At 65.9% G+C, this 17749-nt stretch carries 17 protein-coding genes; 6 read left to right on the top strand and 11 right to left on the bottom strand.

The window, feature by feature from the left end; genetic code table 11:
• Nucleotides 1-62 precede the first annotated feature (62 nt).
• The 3 genes from AC1DYU_RS06680 to AC1DYU_RS06670 all read right to left on the bottom strand — a co-directional run bounded on the left by AC1DYU_RS06680 (nt 63) and on the right by AC1DYU_RS06670 (nt 3151).
• Nucleotides 63-1154 (bottom strand): SMP-30/gluconolactonase/LRE family protein, encoded by a 1092-nt coding sequence (locus tag AC1DYU_RS06680; RefSeq protein WP_476790953.1) that lies wholly within the window; start codon nt 1152-1154, stop codon nt 63-65.
• Nucleotides 1155-1304: 150 nt separating this feature from the next.
• Nucleotides 1305-2018, bottom strand: a complete 714-nt coding sequence (locus AC1DYU_RS06675; RefSeq protein ID WP_476790952.1) for a ribonuclease activity regulator RraA — start codon at nt 2016-2018, stop codon at nt 1305-1307.
• A 161-nt stretch (nt 2019-2179) separates the two neighbouring features.
• A complete protein-coding gene (locus AC1DYU_RS06670) occupies nt 2180-3151 on the bottom strand; it encodes a Bug family tripartite tricarboxylate transporter substrate binding protein (protein WP_476790951.1) in 972 nt (323 codons plus the stop codon).
• Nucleotides 3152-3372: 221 nt separating this feature from the next.
• Between AC1DYU_RS06670 and AC1DYU_RS06665 the strand changes: the two genes are divergently transcribed.
• The 3 genes from AC1DYU_RS06665 to araD all read left to right on the top strand — a co-directional run bounded on the left by AC1DYU_RS06665 (nt 3373) and on the right by araD (nt 6863).
• The gene (locus tag AC1DYU_RS06665) at nt 3373-4077 is read left to right on the top strand and encodes a GntR family transcriptional regulator (protein WP_476790950.1); all 705 of its coding nucleotides are present in this window, start codon (nt 3373-3375) and stop codon (nt 4075-4077) included.
• The gene (locus AC1DYU_RS06660; protein ID WP_476790949.1) at nt 4070-4984 is read left to right on the top strand and encodes a dihydrodipicolinate synthase family protein; all 915 of its coding nucleotides are present in this window, start codon (nt 4070-4072) and stop codon (nt 4982-4984) included. The genes AC1DYU_RS06665 and AC1DYU_RS06660 overlap by 8 nt, the downstream gene beginning before the upstream one ends.
• Nucleotides 4985-5132: 148 nt before the next feature.
• Nucleotides 5133-6863: an L-arabinonate dehydratase gene (gene araD / locus AC1DYU_RS06655; RefSeq protein WP_476790948.1), complete on the top strand. Its 1731-nt coding sequence runs from the start codon at nt 5133-5135 to the stop codon at nt 6861-6863.
• 16 nt (nt 6864-6879) lie between these two features.
• On the opposite strand, the gene AC1DYU_RS06650 is transcribed toward araD, so the two are convergent.
• From AC1DYU_RS06650 to AC1DYU_RS06635, 4 genes are all read right to left on the bottom strand, one after another.
• On the bottom strand, nt 6880-7665 hold the full coding sequence (locus AC1DYU_RS06650; RefSeq protein ID WP_476790947.1) for an amino acid ABC transporter ATP-binding protein: 786 nt from the start codon (nt 7663-7665) through the stop codon (nt 6880-6882).
• A gap of 17 nt (nt 7666-7682) precedes the next feature.
• Entirely contained in the window at nt 7683-8348 is a 666-nt protein-coding gene (locus tag AC1DYU_RS06645; RefSeq protein ID WP_158484163.1) for an amino acid ABC transporter permease, read from the bottom strand.
• Nucleotides 8349-8368: 20 nt separating this feature from the next.
• Nucleotides 8369-9034, bottom strand: a complete 666-nt coding sequence (locus AC1DYU_RS06640; protein WP_476791309.1) for an amino acid ABC transporter permease — start codon at nt 9032-9034, stop codon at nt 8369-8371.
• An 85-nt stretch (nt 9035-9119) separates the two neighbouring features.
• Nucleotides 9120-10043, bottom strand: a complete 924-nt coding sequence (locus tag AC1DYU_RS06635; protein ID WP_476790946.1) for a transporter substrate-binding domain-containing protein — start codon at nt 10041-10043, stop codon at nt 9120-9122.
• Nucleotides 10044-10230: 187 nt separating this feature from the next.
• Between AC1DYU_RS06635 and AC1DYU_RS06630 the strand changes: the two genes are divergently transcribed.
• Nucleotides 10231-10980: an FkbM family methyltransferase gene (locus AC1DYU_RS06630; RefSeq protein ID WP_476790945.1), complete on the top strand. Its 750-nt coding sequence runs from the start codon at nt 10231-10233 to the stop codon at nt 10978-10980.
• Between the two features lie 18 nt (nt 10981-10998).
• On the opposite strand, the gene AC1DYU_RS06625 is transcribed toward AC1DYU_RS06630, so the two are convergent.
• Together AC1DYU_RS06625 and AC1DYU_RS06620 are read right to left on the bottom strand one after the other, a co-directional pair.
• Nucleotides 10999-12393: a DUF2793 domain-containing protein gene (locus tag AC1DYU_RS06625; protein ID WP_476790944.1), complete on the bottom strand. Its 1395-nt coding sequence runs from the start codon at nt 12391-12393 to the stop codon at nt 10999-11001.
• Between the two features lie 108 nt (nt 12394-12501).
• Complete coding sequence (locus tag AC1DYU_RS06620) at nt 12502-13251, bottom strand: aspartate/glutamate racemase family protein (protein ID WP_476790943.1); 750 nt, start codon at nt 13249-13251, stop codon at nt 12502-12504.
• 240 nt (nt 13252-13491) lie between these two features.
• Here AC1DYU_RS06620 and AC1DYU_RS06615 point away from each other — a divergent pair, with 240 nt between their 5' ends.
• Nucleotides 13492-13857: a hypothetical protein gene (locus tag AC1DYU_RS06615; protein WP_476790942.1), complete on the top strand. Its 366-nt coding sequence runs from the start codon at nt 13492-13494 to the stop codon at nt 13855-13857.
• Nucleotides 13858-14122: 265 nt separating this feature from the next.
• On the top strand, nt 14123-15577 hold the full coding sequence (locus tag AC1DYU_RS06610; protein ID WP_476790941.1) for an undecaprenyl-phosphate glucose phosphotransferase: 1455 nt from the start codon (nt 14123-14125) through the stop codon (nt 15575-15577).
• 23 nt (nt 15578-15600) lie between these two features.
• On the opposite strand, the gene AC1DYU_RS06605 is transcribed toward AC1DYU_RS06610, so the two are convergent.
• Together AC1DYU_RS06605 and AC1DYU_RS06600 are read right to left on the bottom strand one after the other, a co-directional pair.
• Nucleotides 15601-16110 carry a WecB/TagA/CpsF family glycosyltransferase gene (locus tag AC1DYU_RS06605; protein ID WP_476790940.1) on the bottom strand — a complete coding sequence of 170 codons (510 nt, stop codon included), beginning with the start codon at nt 16108-16110 and terminating at the stop codon, nt 15601-15603.
• A 289-nt stretch (nt 16111-16399) separates the two neighbouring features.
• Nucleotides 16400-17671 carry a hypothetical protein gene (locus tag AC1DYU_RS06600; protein WP_476790939.1) on the bottom strand — a complete coding sequence of 424 codons (1272 nt, stop codon included), beginning with the start codon at nt 17669-17671 and terminating at the stop codon, nt 16400-16402.
• Nucleotides 17672-17749: the final 78 nt, after the last annotated feature.

The following is a 17749-nucleotide window of genomic DNA, read 5'->3' as shown; positions in this document are numbered from 1 at the left end:
GTCGCATCGCGGACAAATGGCTGGCCGGATGCGACAGCAGCCGCATCCGGCCTCGGCACCGCTCAGACGGCGCCGTGCGCCTCGACATAGAGCGCATAAAGCGAGTGGCTGCTTGCCATGTAGAGACGGTTGCCCTTGGGGCCGCCGAAGCAGAGATTGGCACAGCGCTCCGGCAGGCGGATGAAGGCCAGCGGCTTGCCTGCCGGGCTGAACACCATCACGCCGTCGAGGTCTTCCGGCTTGCCCCTCAAGCTGAAGACCTTTCGGCCTCCGGCATCGACGGCTTCCGCGTTGAGCGCACCGTTGCTGCCATAGCCGCACCAGAGATTGCCGTCGCGATCGACCTTGAAGCCGTCGAGCGCTCCGAAATCGGCGGCATCGACCACCTTCGTCTTGTTCGAGGCCTTACCCTGCGCGTCGATGTCGAAGCTCCAGATGCTGCGATTGGGCGTGCCGCGCCACTCGACGACATAGAGCTTCTTCTCGTCCGGCGAGAAGGCGAGCCCGTTGGGGTTGAGCAGATCGGTGATCACCGCCGTCAGCTTGCCGTCAGCACCGATGCGATAGACGTTCGTGGTCGCCTGCTCCGACTTGGCCCGCGAGCCCTCCCATTCGCCGTTGATGCCGAACAGCGGATCGGTGAACCAGATCGTGTCGTCAGATTTGACGACGACATCGTTGGGCGCGTTCAGGCGCTTGCCCTCGAAGGCATCGGCCAGCACGGTGATCTTGCCGTTTTTCTCGGTGCGGGTGACGCGCCGCGTCACCGAATGCTCGCAGGTGATCAGCCGGCCCTGGCGGTCCCTGGCATTGCCATTGGCGAAGTTGGCGTTCTCGCGGAAGACCGTGAAGCTGTTCTTGGCCTCGTCGAACTTCATGATCCGGTTGTTGGGGATGTCGCTGACCAGGACGTAGCGGCCTTCCGGGAAATAGACCGGGCCCTCGGCCCAGCGCATGCCGGTGGCGACCTGTTCCACCGTGCTCGAATAGATCCGGTACTTGCCGAAGCTCGGATCGAGGATCTCGACCGACGGGTCGGGATAGCGCTGGTTCGGCTTGAACGGAAAGGCCTGCCCCAGGGCCGGCCCGGCCAATGCGGCACCCGCTGCGGCGAGGCCGCCTGCGAGCACATGACGACGCGACGTTTCAACCATTGTTCCCTCCAAATCTTTTTATGATTCTGGTTTTTGTGATTCTGGTCGTACGAGGACGCGCCGCAAAGGCAGCGTCCCGGTCAGCCCGTCTCGCGGCCGGCTTCGCCGTCGTTCAGGTAAAAGCCGGGCAGCCGAAAGCCCGGCCCGCGGTCAGGACCAACTCGGCCGCCATGCGGCGAACTCGGCCTTGGTCTCGGCATTGGCCGGGTAGAGCCCGAAGATGCCCTGCCCGCCGCGTACACGCTCGGCGACGAAATCCTCATAGGCGGTCTGCTCATAGACCTCCGGAGCGATCTCGTTGGCGAGATGCGCCGGGATCACACAGACGCCCTCGCCGTCGCCGACGACGATGTCGCCCGGATAGACCGCGACATCGCCGCAGGCGATCGGCGCGTTGATGTCGAGCGCGTGGTGGCGGATCAGGTTGGTCGGCGCGCTCGGGCGGTTGTGATAGGCCGGAATCGTCATCTGCGCGATCTCGGGGCTGTCGCGGAAGCCGCCATCGGTGACGATGCCGGCGACACCGCGCTGCGCCAGGCGCTGCACCAGGATACCGCCGGCCGAGGCCGCGCGCGGGTCCTTGCGCGAGTCGATCACCATGACATGGCCCGGCGGGCAGTCCTCGACCGCGCGCCGCTGCGGATGCTGCGTGCCCTCGAAGGTGCCGAGATGGTCGATATCCTCGCGGGCCGGGATATAGCGCAGCGTGAACGCCTCCCCGACCATCGACTCGGTCTTCTGGCCCAGCGGCCGCACATCCTGGATGAACTGGTTCCGGAAGCCGCGCTTGAACAGCGCCGTCGTCAGCGTCGCGGTCGAGACACGCTTGAGCTTGGCGCGGTTTTCGTCGGTGAGGGCTGTCATGATCTTGGCTAAAGCTCCAGCGAAGGGTCGAGCATGTCGTCAGCGTGAGACGAATGGCGTGGTGGTCGAGAACCGGAGCGGAGCGGACATCGGTCCGTCAGCACCGGAAGCGCAGACCGCCGCGTCAGGCGGCCGCGCTGGCGGGATGATCGGCCCTTCGATCATTCGATGCGAACGTTGGCCTTCCGCGCCACCTCGGCCCAGCGCTTGGTCTCCGAGGCGATGTAGGCGGTGAACTGCTCCTGGGTCGAGCCGACCGGATCGACCCCGAGCTTCTTCATCTGCTCGACGACGGCGGGTTCGCGCATGATCGCCTGGACCTCGGCCGAGAGTTTTGCGGTGATCGCCTTGGGCACAGCCGATGGTGCGAAGAAGCCGTGCCAGGACGCAGCCGCGTAGCCGGGAATGAACTCGGCCAGCGCCGGCAGATCCTTGGCCACGGCGAGCCGCTCCGGGGTCGCCGTCGCCAGCGCCCGGATCTTGCCGGCTTCGACATGCGGCCAGGCGATGGTGATGTTGTCGAAGGTGATCTGGATCTGGCCTGACAGCAGGTCCTGCGTCACCTGCCCGCTCGAGCGATAGGGCACATGCACCATGTCCGTCCCGGTCTCCACCTTGAACAGTTCGGCCGCCATATGGGTCGAAGTGCCGGCGCCCGACGAGCCGAAGGAATACTTGCCGGGATTGGCCTTGAGCAGCGCGATCAGCTCCAGAACCGTCTTGGCCGGCAGATCGAGATTGACCATCAGGATGTTCGGCACGCTGGCGACCTGCGAGATCGGCGTGAAATCCTTGATATGGTCGTAGGGCATCTTGGCATAGACGCCGGGATTGATCGCATGGGACGAGACCGTCCCCATCGTCAGCGTGTAGCCGTCGGGCTCGGAGCGCGCGACCGCGGCAGACCCGGTGTTGCCGCCAGCGCCCGGCCGGTTCTCGACGATGAACTTGCCGTTGAGCCGGGCGCCCAGCCGGTCGGCCAGCACGCGACCGAGCAGATCGGTCGTGCCGCCTGCGGCGAAGGGCACGACGATCGTCACCACCTTGTTGCCTGGATAATCGGCCTGCGCCAGCGCCGCAGGGGCGCTCAGCAGGCATGCGGCGGCGATCATCGCCCGGCGCGTCATCGTCATGGTGTTCCCTCCAGTTCCGTTTCCTTGAGCCGGCGTATTGCTGCCGGCGTGGTCCGTTCCCGAACCCTTGCTATCGGCATAGCACAGGATTCCAGATTTGAAATCTGAAATTTCAGACTTGTCGCGGCTTGCCCTTTGTGGTGTCTGGTGCGGTGATGGTGTCAGGGCCGAGCGGCCCACCAACGGATTCGACTCATGCTGGTGCCACCACCGGAATCGCGATGTCAGAGACGCTCCTGATCGAACCTGTCGCCCCGCATCTGCTGCGCTCCCTGCGCGAGCATGTGCATGAGCGGCTGCGCCGCGCCATCGTCGCCGGCCGCTTCCGCAATGGCGAAAAGCTGAACGAGCGCCATCTCGCCGAAATGCTCGGCGTCAGCACGACGCCGGTGAAGGATGCGATGCGCCGGCTCGAAAGCGAGGGGCTGGTCCGCACCGAGGCAAGGCGCGGCGTCTTCGTCGAGTTCTCGGCCCGTCAGGCGCTCGAGATGGCGCTCGGACGCGCCGCGCTCGAAAGCGTCATGACCCATATTGCCGCCAACCGGGTGAGCGATGCCGACATCGCCGAGATGGCACGGCTGGTCGAGGAGATGGCGCATGCGACCGAGCACAGCGCGCTGGAAGATCTCGTCACCCTGAACGAGGCCTATCACGGCGCCATCCACCGGATTTCGGGCTGCACCTATCTGGAGAGAAGGCTCGACGGGCAGCGCATGTATGATCACGCCCAGCGCATCGCGCTACTGTCCGAGCCTTCCGAGCGGGGCCAGGGCTTCGAGGAACATCGCTCGATTTTCGACGCGCTGAGGACACGCGAGCCGGCGCTCGCGGAACAACGGATGCGCCGCCACATCGTCCGCTCGGCGAAAGCCCATGTGCGGCAGGTGTTCGGCGCCGATGCGGAAGGGTTGGACTATGATGAATGACAAGATTCGCAGCGGCCTGCGCGGCATTTCGGGCGTGCATGTCACCGCCTGGAGCGCCGATGGCGAGGCCGACTGGGCGGTGACGGGCAGGATCGTCGCGCGCATCGCGCAGGCCGGCATCCACAACATCGTCTCGGCCGGCAACACCGGCGAGTTCTATCCGATGACGACGGACGAGGTCGTGCGCAGCCATGCGGTCGCAGCCGAAGCCGCTGCCGGCAAGGCGCTCGTCACGGCCGGCATCGGGCGCTCGCTGCGCGAGGCCGTCTCCACCGGCAAGCTCGCGGCGACGGCCGGTTGCGATGCGGTGATGGTCCACCACCCGCTCGACCCCTTCGCCGCCCCACAATCCCAGGCCGACTACATCATCGCCATCGCAGAGGCGCTGACGATCCCGCTGGTCGCCTATATCCGCTCCGACGCCATCGGCGTGAAGGACCTCGTCCGCGTCGCGACGCACGCCAACGTCGCCGGCGTGAAATTCGCCTCGAACAACATGATGCTGCTGGCCGAATGCGTCCGTGCCACGCAAGGGACATCAGCCAACTGGATCTGCGGTCTCGCCGAGGGCTGGGCCGCGCCCTTCTATGCACTCGGCGCCCGCGGCTTCACCTCCGGCCTGATCAATGTCGCGCCGGAGCGCTCGCTGGCCGTCTGGCATGCGCTGGAGAAGGGCGACTATGCCGCCGCGCGTGTCGAGGTCGACGCCATCGCCGGCTTCGAGACGCTGCGCACGAAATACGGCAACGGCGCCAATGTCACCGTGGTCAAGGAAGCGCTCGGCCTGCTCGGCACCAATGTCGGCCCCGTCCGCCTGCCCGGCCTGCCGGAGCTGAACGCAGCCGAAAAAGCCGAACTGCGCCAGATCGTCTCCGGCTGGGGCGCGCAGCGCGCGGCGGCGGAGTAACAAGCCGTCATTCTCGGGCGAAGCGAAGCGCAGACCCGAGAATCTCATGACCAGCTAGCTGGTTTCCGAGATGGTCGGGTCAAGCCCGACCATGACGCGTCAATGGCCCGAAAGCGGCCCTTCGAATAAGACTAGTAAGGAAATGCCGATGTCCCACCCCCGCAAGACGCCCGACACCCTGCGCTCGAAGCGCTGGTTCGGCGCCAGCGATCTGCGCTCCTTCGGCCATCGCTCGCGGGCGCTGCAGATGGGCTTCGGCCATGACGAGTTCATGGGCAAGCCGGTCATCGGCATCATCAACACCTGGTCCGAGATCAACCCCTGCCACACCCATCTGCGCGACCGGGCCGAGGCGGTGAAGCGCGCGGTCTGGGCGTCCGGCGGTTTTCCCGTCGAGATCCCCGTGATGTCGGTCTCGGAGCAGTACCAGAAGCCGACGACCATGCTTTATCGCAACTTCCTGGCGATGGAGACCGAGGAATCGATCCGCTCCCACCCGCTCGACGGCGCGGTGCTGCTCGGCGGCTGCGACAAGTCCACGCCGGCACTGATCATGGGCGCCTGCAGCGCCGGCCTGCCCTTCATCTTCGTGCCGGCCGGGCCGATGCTGCGCGGCAACTGGGCCGGCAAGATCCTCGGCTCGGGCGCCGATGTCTGGAAATACTGGGCCGAGAAGGAAGCCGGCAACATCACCGACGACCAATGGAAGGACATGGAGAGCGGCATCGCCCGCTCGCATGGCACCTGCATGACGATGGGCACCGCCGCGACCATGATGAGCCATGCCGAGGTGCTGGGCCTGACCCTGCCGGGCGCATCCGCCATCCCGGCCGCCGACGCCGCCCATCCGCGCATGGCCGCAGCGTCGGGCAAGCGCATCGTCGAGATGGTCTGGGAAGATCTAACGCCCGATCGCATCCTCACCCGCAAGAGCTTCGAGAACGCACTAACCGTTCACATGGCGGTCGCCGGCTCGACCAACGCCATCATCCACCTGATCGCCATGGCCGGCCGCGCCGGTGTCTCGCTGACGCCCGACGACTTCGACAAGTTCTCCCGCACCGTCCCGGTGATCGCGAACCTGCGCCCCTCCGGCGACTTCCTGATGGAGGATTTCTTCTATGCCGGCGGTCTGCCGGCGCTGCTGAAGCAGCTGGAGAGCAAGCTCCACACCGACGCCATGACCGTGACCGGCAAGCCAATCTCGGAGACGATCGCGCTCGCCACCGTCTATGATGACAACGTCATCCGTCCGCTCGACAAGGCCGTCTCGACGGCCAATGGGCTCGCCGTCCTCAAGGGCAACATCGCGCCCGATGGCTGCGTGATCAAGCCCTCCGCCGCCGAGCCCCGCCTGCTCAAGCACACGGGTCCCGCGATCGTGTTCGAGGACTACGACGCGATGATGCGCGCCGTGAACGACGAGGATACGGATGTCACGGTCGACCACATCATGGTGCTGAAGAACTGCGGCCCCGTCGGCGGCCCCGGCATGCCGGAATGGGGCATGATGCCGATCCCGCGCAAGCTGCTGAAGCAGGGCGTGCGCGACATGCTGCGCATTTCGGACGCCCGCATGTCGGGCACCAGCTACGGCGCCTGCGTGCTCCATGTCGCGCCCGAGGCCTATATCAAGGGGCCGCTCGCGGCGGTGCAGACCGGCGACATCATCAGCGTCGATGTCGAGACCCGCACGATCTCGGTCAACCTGACCGACGCCGAGATCACCGAGCGCCTGAAGACCTGGACGCCGCCCGACCGCGACTATCCACGCGGCTATGGCAAGATGTCCGCCGCCCATATCCGCCAGGCCGACAAGGGCTGCGACTTCGATTATCTGGAAGGCACGGCGAAGATTCCGGAGCCGGAGATTCATTGAGGCAGACCGCGCCGCTTCAGCCCCGCCCGAACAGCCCGTGAAACCGGCCGAGGAAGCTCTTGAGCCGGTCGTTCTGCGGATTGCCGAATATCTCGGAGGGCGGCCCGGCTTCGGCGACCTTGCCCTGGTCGAGGAAGACGACGTGGTTTGACACGTCGCGCACGAACATCATCTCGTGGCTGACGAGCAGCATCGTCATGCCCGACTCGGCCAGCCCCTGCATCACGCCCAGCACCTCGGCCACGAGTTCGGGGTCGAGCGCCGAGGTCACCTCGTCGAACAGCAGCAGGCGCGGCTGCATCGCGACGGCGCGCGCAATCGCGACGCGCTGCTGCTGGCCGCCCGAGAGCTGATAGGGATAATGCCCGCTGCGTTCGGCCAGCCCGACGCGGCCGAGCCAGTGCTGCGCGATGTCCTTGGCCTCGGAATGGCTCTTGCCCTGCACCTTGGTCAGGCCGAGCATGACGTTGTCGATCGCGGTCAGATGCGGGAACAGGTTGAACTGCTGGAAGACCATGCCGAGCCGCGCCCGCTGCGCCGAGATTTTCGTCTCGCTCAGGCGCTTCCGGCGCGTGCCGGATAGGGTGTAGCCGACCGGATCGCCGTCCAGCAGGATCTCGCCGCCATCATGCTCTTCCAAGAGGTTGATGCAGCGCAGGAAGGTCGTCTTGCCCGAGCCCGAAGCGCCGATCAGCGACACCACCTGGCCCTGCTGGACGATCAGGTCGATGCCCTTCAGCACCTCGATCTGGCCGAAGGTCTTGCGCACCTCGCGGGCTTGCAGAAGGGCTGGCTCGTTCATCGCGGGCGCGTCCTGTCTCAATAGCGCAGATAGGAGTACCGCCGCTCCAGCGTGGCGCCGAGCTGGGCGAGCGTGAAATTGATCGCGACATACAAGGCCGCGGTCAGCAGGTAGAAATCGATGATCATGTAGTTGCGCGCCATGGCCTGCTGGGCCGAGAGCAGCAGTTCGACCACGCCGATGATCGAGAGCAGCGTCGTGCCCTTGACGATCTCCAGCGCCGTGTTGACCCAGGGCGGCAGCATGCGCCGCACCGCCTGGGGCAGGATCACATGGGTCAGGCGCTTGCCGAATGTCAGCCCGATCGCCTTGGCCGCCTCCATCTGCCCGGCCGGAACCGACTGGACCGCGCCCCGGAAGTTCTCGGCGACATGGGCAGTCGCGAAGGCGCCGAGCGCGATCACCCCGGCCCAGAACGCGGGCACGTTGATGCCAAACAGCGCCAGCCCGTAATAGGTAAACAGGATCAGCACGAGCAGCGGCAGGCCGCGCATCACATCGACATAAAGCCGTGCCAGAAGCCGCAGCCACCACCAGCCGAAGGTCAGCACCACGCCCATCGCGATCCCCAGCACCGTCGCCATGACGATGCTCAGTGCCGAGCTCAGCATGGTCACGCCGAGCCCCGACAGGAGCGATTGCCGCGCCTGCCAAGCCTCGAACAGGAAGGTGCCGGGTGCCATCGAGAAATCCATCGCGGCCCCTACCGGATCGACGCGTAGCGGCGCTCAAGCAGCCGCAGAACCATGGCGATGAGATAGGCGCTGGCGAGGTACAGCGCGCTCGCAGTCAGCCAGACTTCCATCACGCGGAAGGTGTTGGTGTTGATCTGCCGCGCCGTGAAGGTCAGCTCCGGCACTGCGATCGCGGCCGCCAGCGAGGTGTCCTTGAACAGCGAGATCAGGTTGTTGCCGATCGACGGCAGGGTGATGCGGAACATCACCGGCAGCACGACATAGACCTGGCGCTGCCAGGGCCGCATGCCGATCGCCTTCGCCGCCTCGACATATTGCTTCGGGATCGAGGCGAGCCCGGCGCGGAACACCTCGCACATATAGGCCCCGGCATAGAGCGAGAGCGACAGAACGAAGCTCTGCGTCTTGTCGAGGAAGGAGATGTCGAATTCGGGGAGGCCGAAATACAAAAAGAAGATCAGCAGCAGCAGCGGCGTGCAGCGGATGAACTCGACATAGGCCCAGACTGGCGCCGAGAGCCATTTCTTGCCCGAGACACGGGCATAAGCCGCCAGAAGCCCGATCACGCAGCCGATCAGCAGCGAGACGACCGCAAGCCAGAGTCCGAGCAGCAGGGCATCGCCCAGCTTGCCCGAATTTCGCGCGATGACGGACCAGTCGAAATGGTAGTCGATCATGATGGCGGCGACTGTTCCCGACGCGACGCAAGGCCGGGCCGGACGGAGCACGCCCCGCCCGGCCCGGATAGGGCGGAAACGATCAGGCGAACTCTTGCGGGAAGCCGACCTTGGGGATCGGCAGTTCGATGCCGAACCATTTCTTGTAGGAGGCGGCGAAATAGTCGAAATCGACGCCGACCATCGCCTCCTTGTAGACGGTGTTGACCCAGTTCAGCCAGGTCGGGTCGCCGGGCTTGACTGCCGAGGCATAGGAGTTCGGCATCCAGCCGAAGCCGGCATCGGCGAAGCGGCCGGGCGCCTGCTGCATCAGCCAGCGCATTGCCGACTGGTCCTGCATCGAGGCATCGACGCGACGCGCATTCAGCGCCTGCATCGCCGAATCCGGGCTGTCGAAGGCGTCGACCTTCGCTTCCGGCAACGCCATGTGGACCCACTGCTCGAGGAAGACGTTCTGCATGCCGCCGACGGTGACCGCCTTGCCGGCCGCCTTCATCTCGGCATAGTCCTTGTACTTGCCGCCGCGCGCCAGCAGCATCAGGCCGACGCCCTCGCGGTAATAGGGAATGGTGAAGTCGACCTGCTGAGCCCGGCCCGCCGTCACGGTCATCCATTGCACGACGATGTCGACCTTGTCGGTCACGAGGCTCGGGATGCGGGCGTCCGAGCCCTGCAGCACGAACTCGACCTTCTCCGGATCGTCGAACAGGCTCTTGGCCAGCAGCCGGGCGAGGTCGATGTCCATGCCGACGAGCTTGCCGGTGGCATCCTGGAAATGCCAGGGCGGGTTGGTACTGCCGGTGCCGACGATCAGCTTGCCGCGCTCCTTGATGGTGTAGAGCTTGCTCTTCGCCACGGTCTGCGCCTGCGCGGCCGAGGGCGCGAGCAGGCTTGCCGCCGCGGCGCCACCGATCGCTGCCCCTGCGAGGCCGAGCCCGAACAGGCTGCGCCGCTCGAGGCTCAAGCCCTGATCCTCAGTGGAAGAGATGTCGTCCTGAACGCCCATGATTCCCTCCATGTCCGGTCTGCGCGCGCCTGCTGATCGACAGGTCGGCACCGAAAAACCTCAGCAAGAAGTGGGCCAGCCGAGCTCGCATCGAGACTTGGAAAGGGCGCGAGCGGCCCTCGACCGGAGGGCCCCTGCAGGGCATGGTCGCGCACCGCCGACCGCCTCGACCCGCGAGACCACCGCCTTGCCGCAAACGCCGCCCCCCTCGCCGCGCCTCTCCTGGCAGGCCGCCTTTGAGACACCGACGAACTCGCAGATCGAGCAGGAGCGCTGGGTTCTGGCGATGTGCCTGGGCCGGCGCGACGGCCGCTTCGCCGAGATCGGCGCCTTCGACGGCGTGCTGCACAGCAACACCTGTTTCCTGGAGAGCGATCACGGCTGGAGCGGCGTGCTGGTCGAGCCCAATCCGATCCTGTTCGCCGAGCTCGCAGCCAGCCGCAGCGCGACCTGCCTGGAGCGGGCGGTGCATCGCGAGGGCGGGCAGTTCCTGTCCTTCGTCGCCTCGCAGGAGATCGGGACGCTGGCCGAATATGCCGAGAGCGACGGCTACGCCCAGCATCGCCGCGAGGCGATCAGCGAGAACGGTCTGATCACGGTCGAGACCATCACCTTCGACGGGATGGATGCAGCCGATGGCCGGGCTGGCGACGGCTACGACTATGTCTCCCTCGACACGGAAGGCTCGGAACTCGACATCCTCAGAACGATCGATCTCACCCGGCACAGGATCGCGCTCTTCACCATCGAGCATAATTTCGTCGAGCCGCGCCGCGAGACCATGCGCGTGCTGCTGGCCGAAGCCGGCTATCAGCGGCTCAATGTCGGCTTCGACGACTGGTACTGGCATGAGGACCATCTCAGGGAGCGCAATGGCGGCGTCCTGCCCGAGATCGCCGCCATCAACGCCCATGTGAAGAGCATCTACCAGGACTGAAGCGGCGCCCCGCTCCAGTTAGAGCTCCGCGTCGAATGCGACGCTGCCGAACGCCGCCTGCACGCGCCCGGTCGCGGCTGCCAAGACACTGGCCCTCGCCTCTCGGCGGGACAGCACCGCGATTGCCGCGCTGCCGCCCGCAACATTGACCGTCCCCGAGACGGTGAAGGCCACCGAGGGCACCGCCCGCATCCGCGTCGGCAGCACGAGCGTCTGCTGCGCCGCGCCACCCGCCGCCTGATAGGCATCGAGCGCGAGCGCGCCTTCGTGCCGCCAGTGATAGCGGGCGCACAGCGCCTCCTCCAGCGTCGCCGGACGCGCGCTCCAGCCGCTGGCGGCATGGCCGAATTCGAGCTTGATCCGCCGCAGCGTCACCGGGCCGGATGCGGGCGCGATCGAGACCGCCAGCACGCCGGTATCGCCTATGGCCGGCGTCAACGTGACGCCGCGCCGGCCGTCCCCGGCCGCAATCGTGCCGGACACGCTGCCGATCGACACCGCGAGATCGCCACCCGACAACCCCTCGACCGACAATGTCAGCGGCAGGCCGGCGAAGGAAGCGACGCCCCACAGCGCCGGCTCGACCGGCTGGATAAGCGCGCCTGCGCTCAAGGTGAGATCATAGCCTGCGAGCGACAGCGTTGCTCCGGCCGGACCCGCCTTCCAGCGGTCGAAACCATAGGTTCCCGCCGCCAATACGCCCCCGGCAAAACCGCGCTGGTTGATCTGCATATCGCCATTGACCAGCAGGTTCGGTGCGCAGGCCCAGCGCGTCGCCGGCAGGGAGACGCCGCCCGTGGCCCGGTCGACCACCATCGCCTCGGCCCAGGCCGAGCCGTCGGCGCTGACCTTGACGTGCAGATCGTCGTCGCCGGCGAGCCCGATCTCGGCGCGGCCGGAATAGCCGTCCTGGAACAGCAAGCTCGCCGTGTCGCCGGCAGCCGCCTTGTTGAGCTTGATCTGGTGGCCGGCGCCGGCATGGTTGAACAGGCTCGCCTGCGCCTGGACGACGAAGCGCGTGGTCACGTCGGCCGTGCCGTTGACGCCCCAGAGAGTGGCGCCGAGGCCGCTGAGCGGGCTGTCGCGCCGCCATTCGGTGCCGGTCCAGAGATGATGCTCGGCCTCGTCGGCGATCCAGGCCTGCCATCCCGGCCGGGGCGCCAGGAAGCTCCAACCGCCATCCTCGAACAGCGCGACCTGGTCGGTGCGCCCGGCGAAAACGCCGCTGCCGCCCTCGGGCACGATATAGGCGGAAAGCTCGGTCGGTATGGCCGGCGGCGCCGACTCCGAGCGGCTGTCGACGACGAGGTGGATCAGCGCGTCGAGCCGCGTCAGGGCGTCGTTATGGGTGACATGCTTCTGCGCCTGCCCGGCGGCGAGCAGGGGCAGGGATAGCCGCGGCGTTGCGGTCATGGGGCCTCGCGAAGATCGGGGTGGCGGTTGAAGGCCGTACTATCCGCCCTGCCCCGCCCGACGGGGATAAATCCGCCGGCTTGTCCCCGCGCTCAGCCCAATTCCGTCCTAGCCAAACACGCGGGGCCGCAGCCCAGCATGAAACCAGGTGATCATCGAATAGATGTCGTGGACCGGGAGCCCCGTCGCCGCCTGCACCGCCGCGGCATAGGGCGGCATATTGGTGCATTCGAGCACGATCGCCCCGACATCGGGATGCCGCAGCACGAGGTCCAGGGCCGCATTGACGACATCCCGCTCGGCCAGGTCGATGTCCATATCGTCCTTTTCCGCCTTGATCAGCACGCGGAAGAATTCCTTGCCGTTCTCCGTGCCGGCAACCGGCGTATCGAGCGGGACGCCGGCGCCTTCGAGATGCGCGGGCGTGAGGCTGCCCGCCGAGACCGTGACCAGCCCAACGCGCTTGCCCGGCGGCAGCGTCGCCTGCACCCAGGGCACCTGCATCAGCGAGGAGGTCGCGACCGGCACGCCCAGGGCCGCAGCAAGCTCGCGCTGGAACAGCGAAAGGAAGCCGCAATTCGTGGTGATCGCTTCCGCGCCGAGCCGCACGAGATCCTGCGCCGCCGCGATGAAATCCGGTAGCAAACCGGCCGCGCCCTTGAGCACGACCTTGTCCGGGCTGGCACCGCCGACGACACGGTAAAGCACCGGGAAGGGCCAGGTCGCGCCATTGCCCATGTCGCCGAGGATGCGCGGAAACCGGGCCTCCAGCATCAGGATGCCGAGCGGCGCCCCGTAAATCGCCTTGCCGCCGCGCGCGATCCGCCGGCTATGAGGGGTGACAGCGGTGATCGTCATGGCTTGCGCGTCTCGTGATGGTCGGCTTTCGAGAGGTAGCGCGGAAGCGGGCCTAGCGCCATGCTCCGCTGGCAGACCCGCCCCACGCCAGGCGGTCCGATTGATCATCCCGCGCGACATGCCCATAAGACGGCCTTCCCGCTCGGAGCGATCCGGCCTGCCCGCTTCGGGCCATTTTGGGGCGGTGCGATAGTTGCATCGGGCGGGAACGGCATGAATGAGGCGCAGCACTTGAACGACGTGAACAGAACCACCCGACGGATCGCGATCGCCGTCGGCTGGAGTGCGGCGCTGATCATCACATTCGCGACCCTTGCCCCGATCGGAAGCCGGCCGCACCTGCCGGACGCCGGCCCCGACATCGAGCGCTTCTTCGCTTTCCTTCTGCTGGCGGGCGCGCTGGCGACCGCCTACCCGCGGCACCGTGGCATCGTCCTGCTCCTGACGATCGGGCTCGTGATCGGCCTGGAGAGCGCCCAACTCCTGGAGCCGACGCGCCACGGAAGGCCCCATGACGCGGTCATCAAGGGTCTGGGTGCCATCACAGGGATCGCCTTCGCAGTCGTGATGGACAGGCTCTCGCGCGGGCTGCGCCGGGCTCATTGATCCGCCGCGACGCGGGGTCGAAGCTGTACCGAAATGGCACGCGGCTCCTTTCCAGAACGATGGCGCGGTGCCCGGCGCCCAACGCCGATCGTTGAATCAAGCCGGGTTTTCAGCAGTCATACCCATTTTGAAGCATGCCCAAGCGGCATGCCGCTTGCGATCCGTCTCCCCGAAGCGCCCCGACACGGCCGATTGTGCCGGATGGGAGCGCCGACAGAGGTGTGGGCCTTCCAGCCTGCGCCCGATGCGGAGCGATCGAGCCAAGATGACCGTGAACGAACTGAATCTCGCCGCAGGCGCCGCAACCGAAGATCGCGCCAACGCATGGCGGCATTGGCTCGGCCTGGTCACGGCGGCCACCGACGCGCTGGTCGTGATGACCACCGTCGGGCTGGTCTCGCTGATCTATCATCTGCAGGCCTATGGCGGGGTCCCGGCCGACCAGACCACGCTCGAGCTGGCGACGATGTTCGCGGCGATCTTCGTCTTCATCAACGCCATGCGCGGCCGCTACCAGATCGCCAACTACCTCGCCACCAAGGGCCAGATCGCCTCGGCCTTCACGGTCTGGAATGTGACGATGGTGGCCTTCATCGCCATTCTCTTCCTGACCAAGACCGTCGAGCATTATTCGCGCGCCGTCATCCTCGCCAGCTACCTCGCCGGCATTCCAGTCATCGCGCTCGCCCGTTCAGGGATGGTCCGCACCATCTCGCTGGCCAGCAAGACCGGTCGCATCACCAGCGAGCGCGTCTTCCTGATCGGCAGGGAACCTGACGTGATGTCCTTCGTCTCCCGGCATCAGCCCTGGAATATCGGCTTCGCCATCGTCGACGTCGCCTTCCTGCGCAGCGGCGACGAGCGCCGCATCAACGATCCCGCGGCGGCGCTGGCGGCCGATCTCGCCAACGCCGTCGCCAACTGCCGGATGAAGCGTCCGGACTCGGTCTTCATCGCCCTGCCCTGGTCGGACCAGGAGACCATTGACGCCTGCGTCGATGCCTTCATGAACCTGCCCGTCGCCATTCATCTGACGCCGGAGCGGATCATGGACCGCTTCGAGACGCCCCATATCGTTCGCACGGGCTCGCTCTCCAGCCTGCGCCTGACGCGGCCTGCCCTGTCGATCGCGGAAATTGCCCTGAAGCGTGCCTTCGACATCGTCTCGGCTGCGCTGATCCTGATCCTGACGGCGCCGCTGCTGTTGATCGTCGCCGCCGCTATCCGGCTCGATTCGCCGGGCCCGGTGCTGTTCCGCCAGCGCCGCTACGGCTTCAACCAGCAGGCCTTCCGCATCTTCAAGTTCCGCACCATGACGACAACCGACGATGGCAACGTCATCGTCCAGGCGACGCGCAACGATGCGCGTATCACCCGTATCGGCCGCGTGCTGCGGCGCTACAACCTCGACGAACTGCCGCAACTGCTCAACGTGATCGCCGGGCAGATGTCCCTGGTCGGGCCGCGGCCCCATGCGCTGGCCCATGACCGAGAGTTCGAGCGCAAGATCGCGCTCTATGCCCGCCGCCACAACGTCAAGCCGGGCATCACAGGTTGGGCGCAGGTCAACGGCCTGCGCGGCGAGACCGACACCGACGAGAAGATGGCCAAGCGTGTCGCCTTCGACCACTGGTACATCGACAACTGGTCGTTTTGGCTCGACATCGCGATCCTGTTCCGGACTGTCCTGAGCAAGAAAGCCTTCATGAACGCGGGTTGAGCTGCAACGGACGCCGAAAGGCCTTATCCGTCGCGCCGCATCGCCGCGCCCGATCGCGCCACCCGCACCCGCGACATGCCGCCCTGCAGGACCTGGGCGAGAATGATGCCGCAGAAGCGGGCTGCGGAGAGCCCGTGACCGACGAAGCGCAGCAGTGGCACACCCGACCGCTGCGACCTGAGCGGCAGAATGGCCTGCCTGCCCTGCCGGTGTACATAGGCGCCGAAGGCCCCATCGAGATGAACGAGCAACGCATCGGGGAAACGGTGTTCGTTCGCCCGGGCAAATGCGCAGAACTCCCGCTCGGCCATATCGACGATGATCATCCCCGGCTTGGCGGCAGCGATGAACCCGACGATTGCAGGCGAGACCGCCCCGCTGAAATCCGCATCGCAGATGCCGGCGATCGCCAGCCGCGGGAAGTCCGAGGCGACCTTGTCGCGCAGGGCGTAGACGATTCGGGCTTCGCTTCCAAAGAAGAAGACCGTCGTCCCGGCATCCTGGGAACGGGCCAGCAGATCAGAGAGCCGCACACGCTGGTCATGCGGCTTCTGCGCCGCCGCGGATTCACAGTCTGGCGATGACCTGCTGCGTGACAAGGAGAGGGCTCCAGACCGAATGCGACGAGAGCGGTCGCAGAATATCGAACGGCAGGAAAAGCTTCGCGCGCCACCGCTCCGAAACCGTTCTGACGAACGGCACATCGACCGCATGACGGACAATTACAAGCAAAACGTTAACCATAACCGAACCGACGGTCAATGCAGCGGCGCAGCCCCCATCCAGTGCGAGACTCCCCGACGGGCCGGCAAAATCGCTGCTTCACGCGTCGGGAATGCGGCGCGTTCGCAGTGATTGCGAGGGAGCCGGTGCCGGCCTGCCACGTGATCGCGGTGACGACATGGCCGGGGCCGCCTCGGCTGAAGCACTCCGCCTGCCGCCGTTCCGGACATAGATGGCGAAGGAGTTGTAGAGCGAGAAGACGAGGATCATGACGCCGAGCTTGTCGGGCGACAGCAAGGCGCCGTTGAAGATGCCGGCCGCGAAAAGATAGATCCGCGATGCGCCGTCCTTCACGCTGGTGAAGTAGAGATACAGCAACAGGAAGCCGTAGAATCCGAAGTCGAGGACGAAGTTGATCAGGCCGTTGTCGTAAAAGCTCAGCGGGCGCAGGCCGACCGGCACATAGGCCTCGAGGATCGGATAGAGCTTGTAGAACGGCACTCCGGTGGGAAACTCGGCCAGAAAGTCCGGCAGGATCGAGATCGGACCGAAGATCCGGACGAAGCCCGAGGGCTCGGCCGCGCTGTTCGACAGCGACGTGACACGGGACAGAAAGTTCTCGATGACCTCGGAGAAATAGATTCCCATGACGCATAGCACCACGACGCCGGGCAGCACATACGAGACCTTGAGTTCCCTGAAGCCGGGGCGCTCATAGGCCAGGAGCAGGGCTATCGCGATGAAGAAGGACAGGCTCTGGCAGATCAGGGCGATCAGCACGACGACCATGATCGCCAATCTGGGTACGACCCATTTCCGGGCCAGCGGGAACAGTGCGAACGCCAGGGACGTCAGGACGAAGCCCAGATAGGACGGCTCGCCGAATGTCCCCGTCGCACGAATCTTCGAGTAGAGCAGGTCCAGATCGCCCGGAAGGGTGCCCTCGTTGGCGACGAACAGCGTCCTCGGCAATCCGAAATAGACCTGTCGCGACAGAAACGCGGTCTGCACCAGCGACAGGCAAAGATAAAAGCCGATCAGAATATAGATGTAACTCGTCACCTTCCTGACGGTGGCGCTGTCCATGGTTTCCGCAACGACGCCGAACGACGACACCATCAGCAGGATGAACAGCGCTTCGCGCAGAACGCGTCCGATATCCTGTCCATCGATCTCGAACGGGAACATCAAGGGCATGATGACGGACAGGCAGCATAGCAGCGTCCGCATCGGATGCGTCAGGATCGACACGACGATCTGCCCGCGAAACTTTACCAGCATGAGCAGTGCGACGACTGTCATGCCGGAGATGTAGAAGGAGACTCCGACCTGCAGGAACGGAAGAACAAGGAACGCGAGCAGATATGCCACGGTTTCGTCCGTCTCCATCGGCCAGCCGGATGCTGGCGGCGTTCCATGGTCAGGCTGACATTGACGCCAAACTAACCG

The sequence above is a fragment of the Allobosea sp. P2_B12 genome (assembly GCF_056404835.1).
The sequence above is the reverse complement of the archived record's forward strand: the minus strand, read 5'-3'. Positions and strand labels throughout refer to the sequence as shown.

Excerpts from the sequence above, each read along its gene's own strand:
- AC1DYU_RS06680 (WP_476790953.1), bottom strand. The coding sequence starts at position 1,154 with ATGGTTGAAACGTCGCGTCGTCATGTGCTCGCAGGCGGCCTCGCCGCA.
- AC1DYU_RS06675 (WP_476790952.1), bottom strand. The coding sequence starts at position 2,018 with ATGACAGCCCTCACCGACGAAAACCGCGCCAAGCTCAAGCGTGTCTCG.
- AC1DYU_RS06670 (WP_476790951.1), bottom strand. The coding sequence starts at position 3,151 with ATGACGATGACGCGCCGGGCGATGATCGCCGCCGCATGCCTGCTGAGC.
- AC1DYU_RS06665 (WP_476790950.1), top strand. The coding sequence starts at position 3,373 with ATGTCAGAGACGCTCCTGATCGAACCTGTCGCCCCGCATCTGCTGCGC.
- AC1DYU_RS06660 (WP_476790949.1), top strand. The coding sequence starts at position 4,070 with ATGAATGACAAGATTCGCAGCGGCCTGCGCGGCATTTCGGGCGTGCAT.
- araD (WP_476790948.1), top strand. The coding sequence starts at position 5,133 with ATGTCCCACCCCCGCAAGACGCCCGACACCCTGCGCTCGAAGCGCTGG.
- AC1DYU_RS06650 (WP_476790947.1), bottom strand. The coding sequence starts at position 7,665 with ATGAACGAGCCAGCCCTTCTGCAAGCCCGCGAGGTGCGCAAGACCTTC.
- AC1DYU_RS06645 (WP_158484163.1), bottom strand. The coding sequence starts at position 8,348 with ATGGCACCCGGCACCTTCCTGTTCGAGGCTTGGCAGGCGCGGCAATCG.
- AC1DYU_RS06635 (WP_476790946.1), bottom strand. The coding sequence starts at position 10,043 with ATGGGCGTTCAGGACGACATCTCTTCCACTGAGGATCAGGGCTTGAGC.
- AC1DYU_RS06625 (WP_476790944.1), bottom strand. The coding sequence starts at position 12,393 with ATGACCGCAACGCCGCGGCTATCCCTGCCCCTGCTCGCCGCCGGGCAG.
- AC1DYU_RS06620 (WP_476790943.1), bottom strand. The coding sequence starts at position 13,251 with ATGACGATCACCGCTGTCACCCCTCATAGCCGGCGGATCGCGCGCGGC.
- AC1DYU_RS06610 (WP_476790941.1), top strand. The coding sequence starts at position 14,123 with ATGACCGTGAACGAACTGAATCTCGCCGCAGGCGCCGCAACCGAAGAT.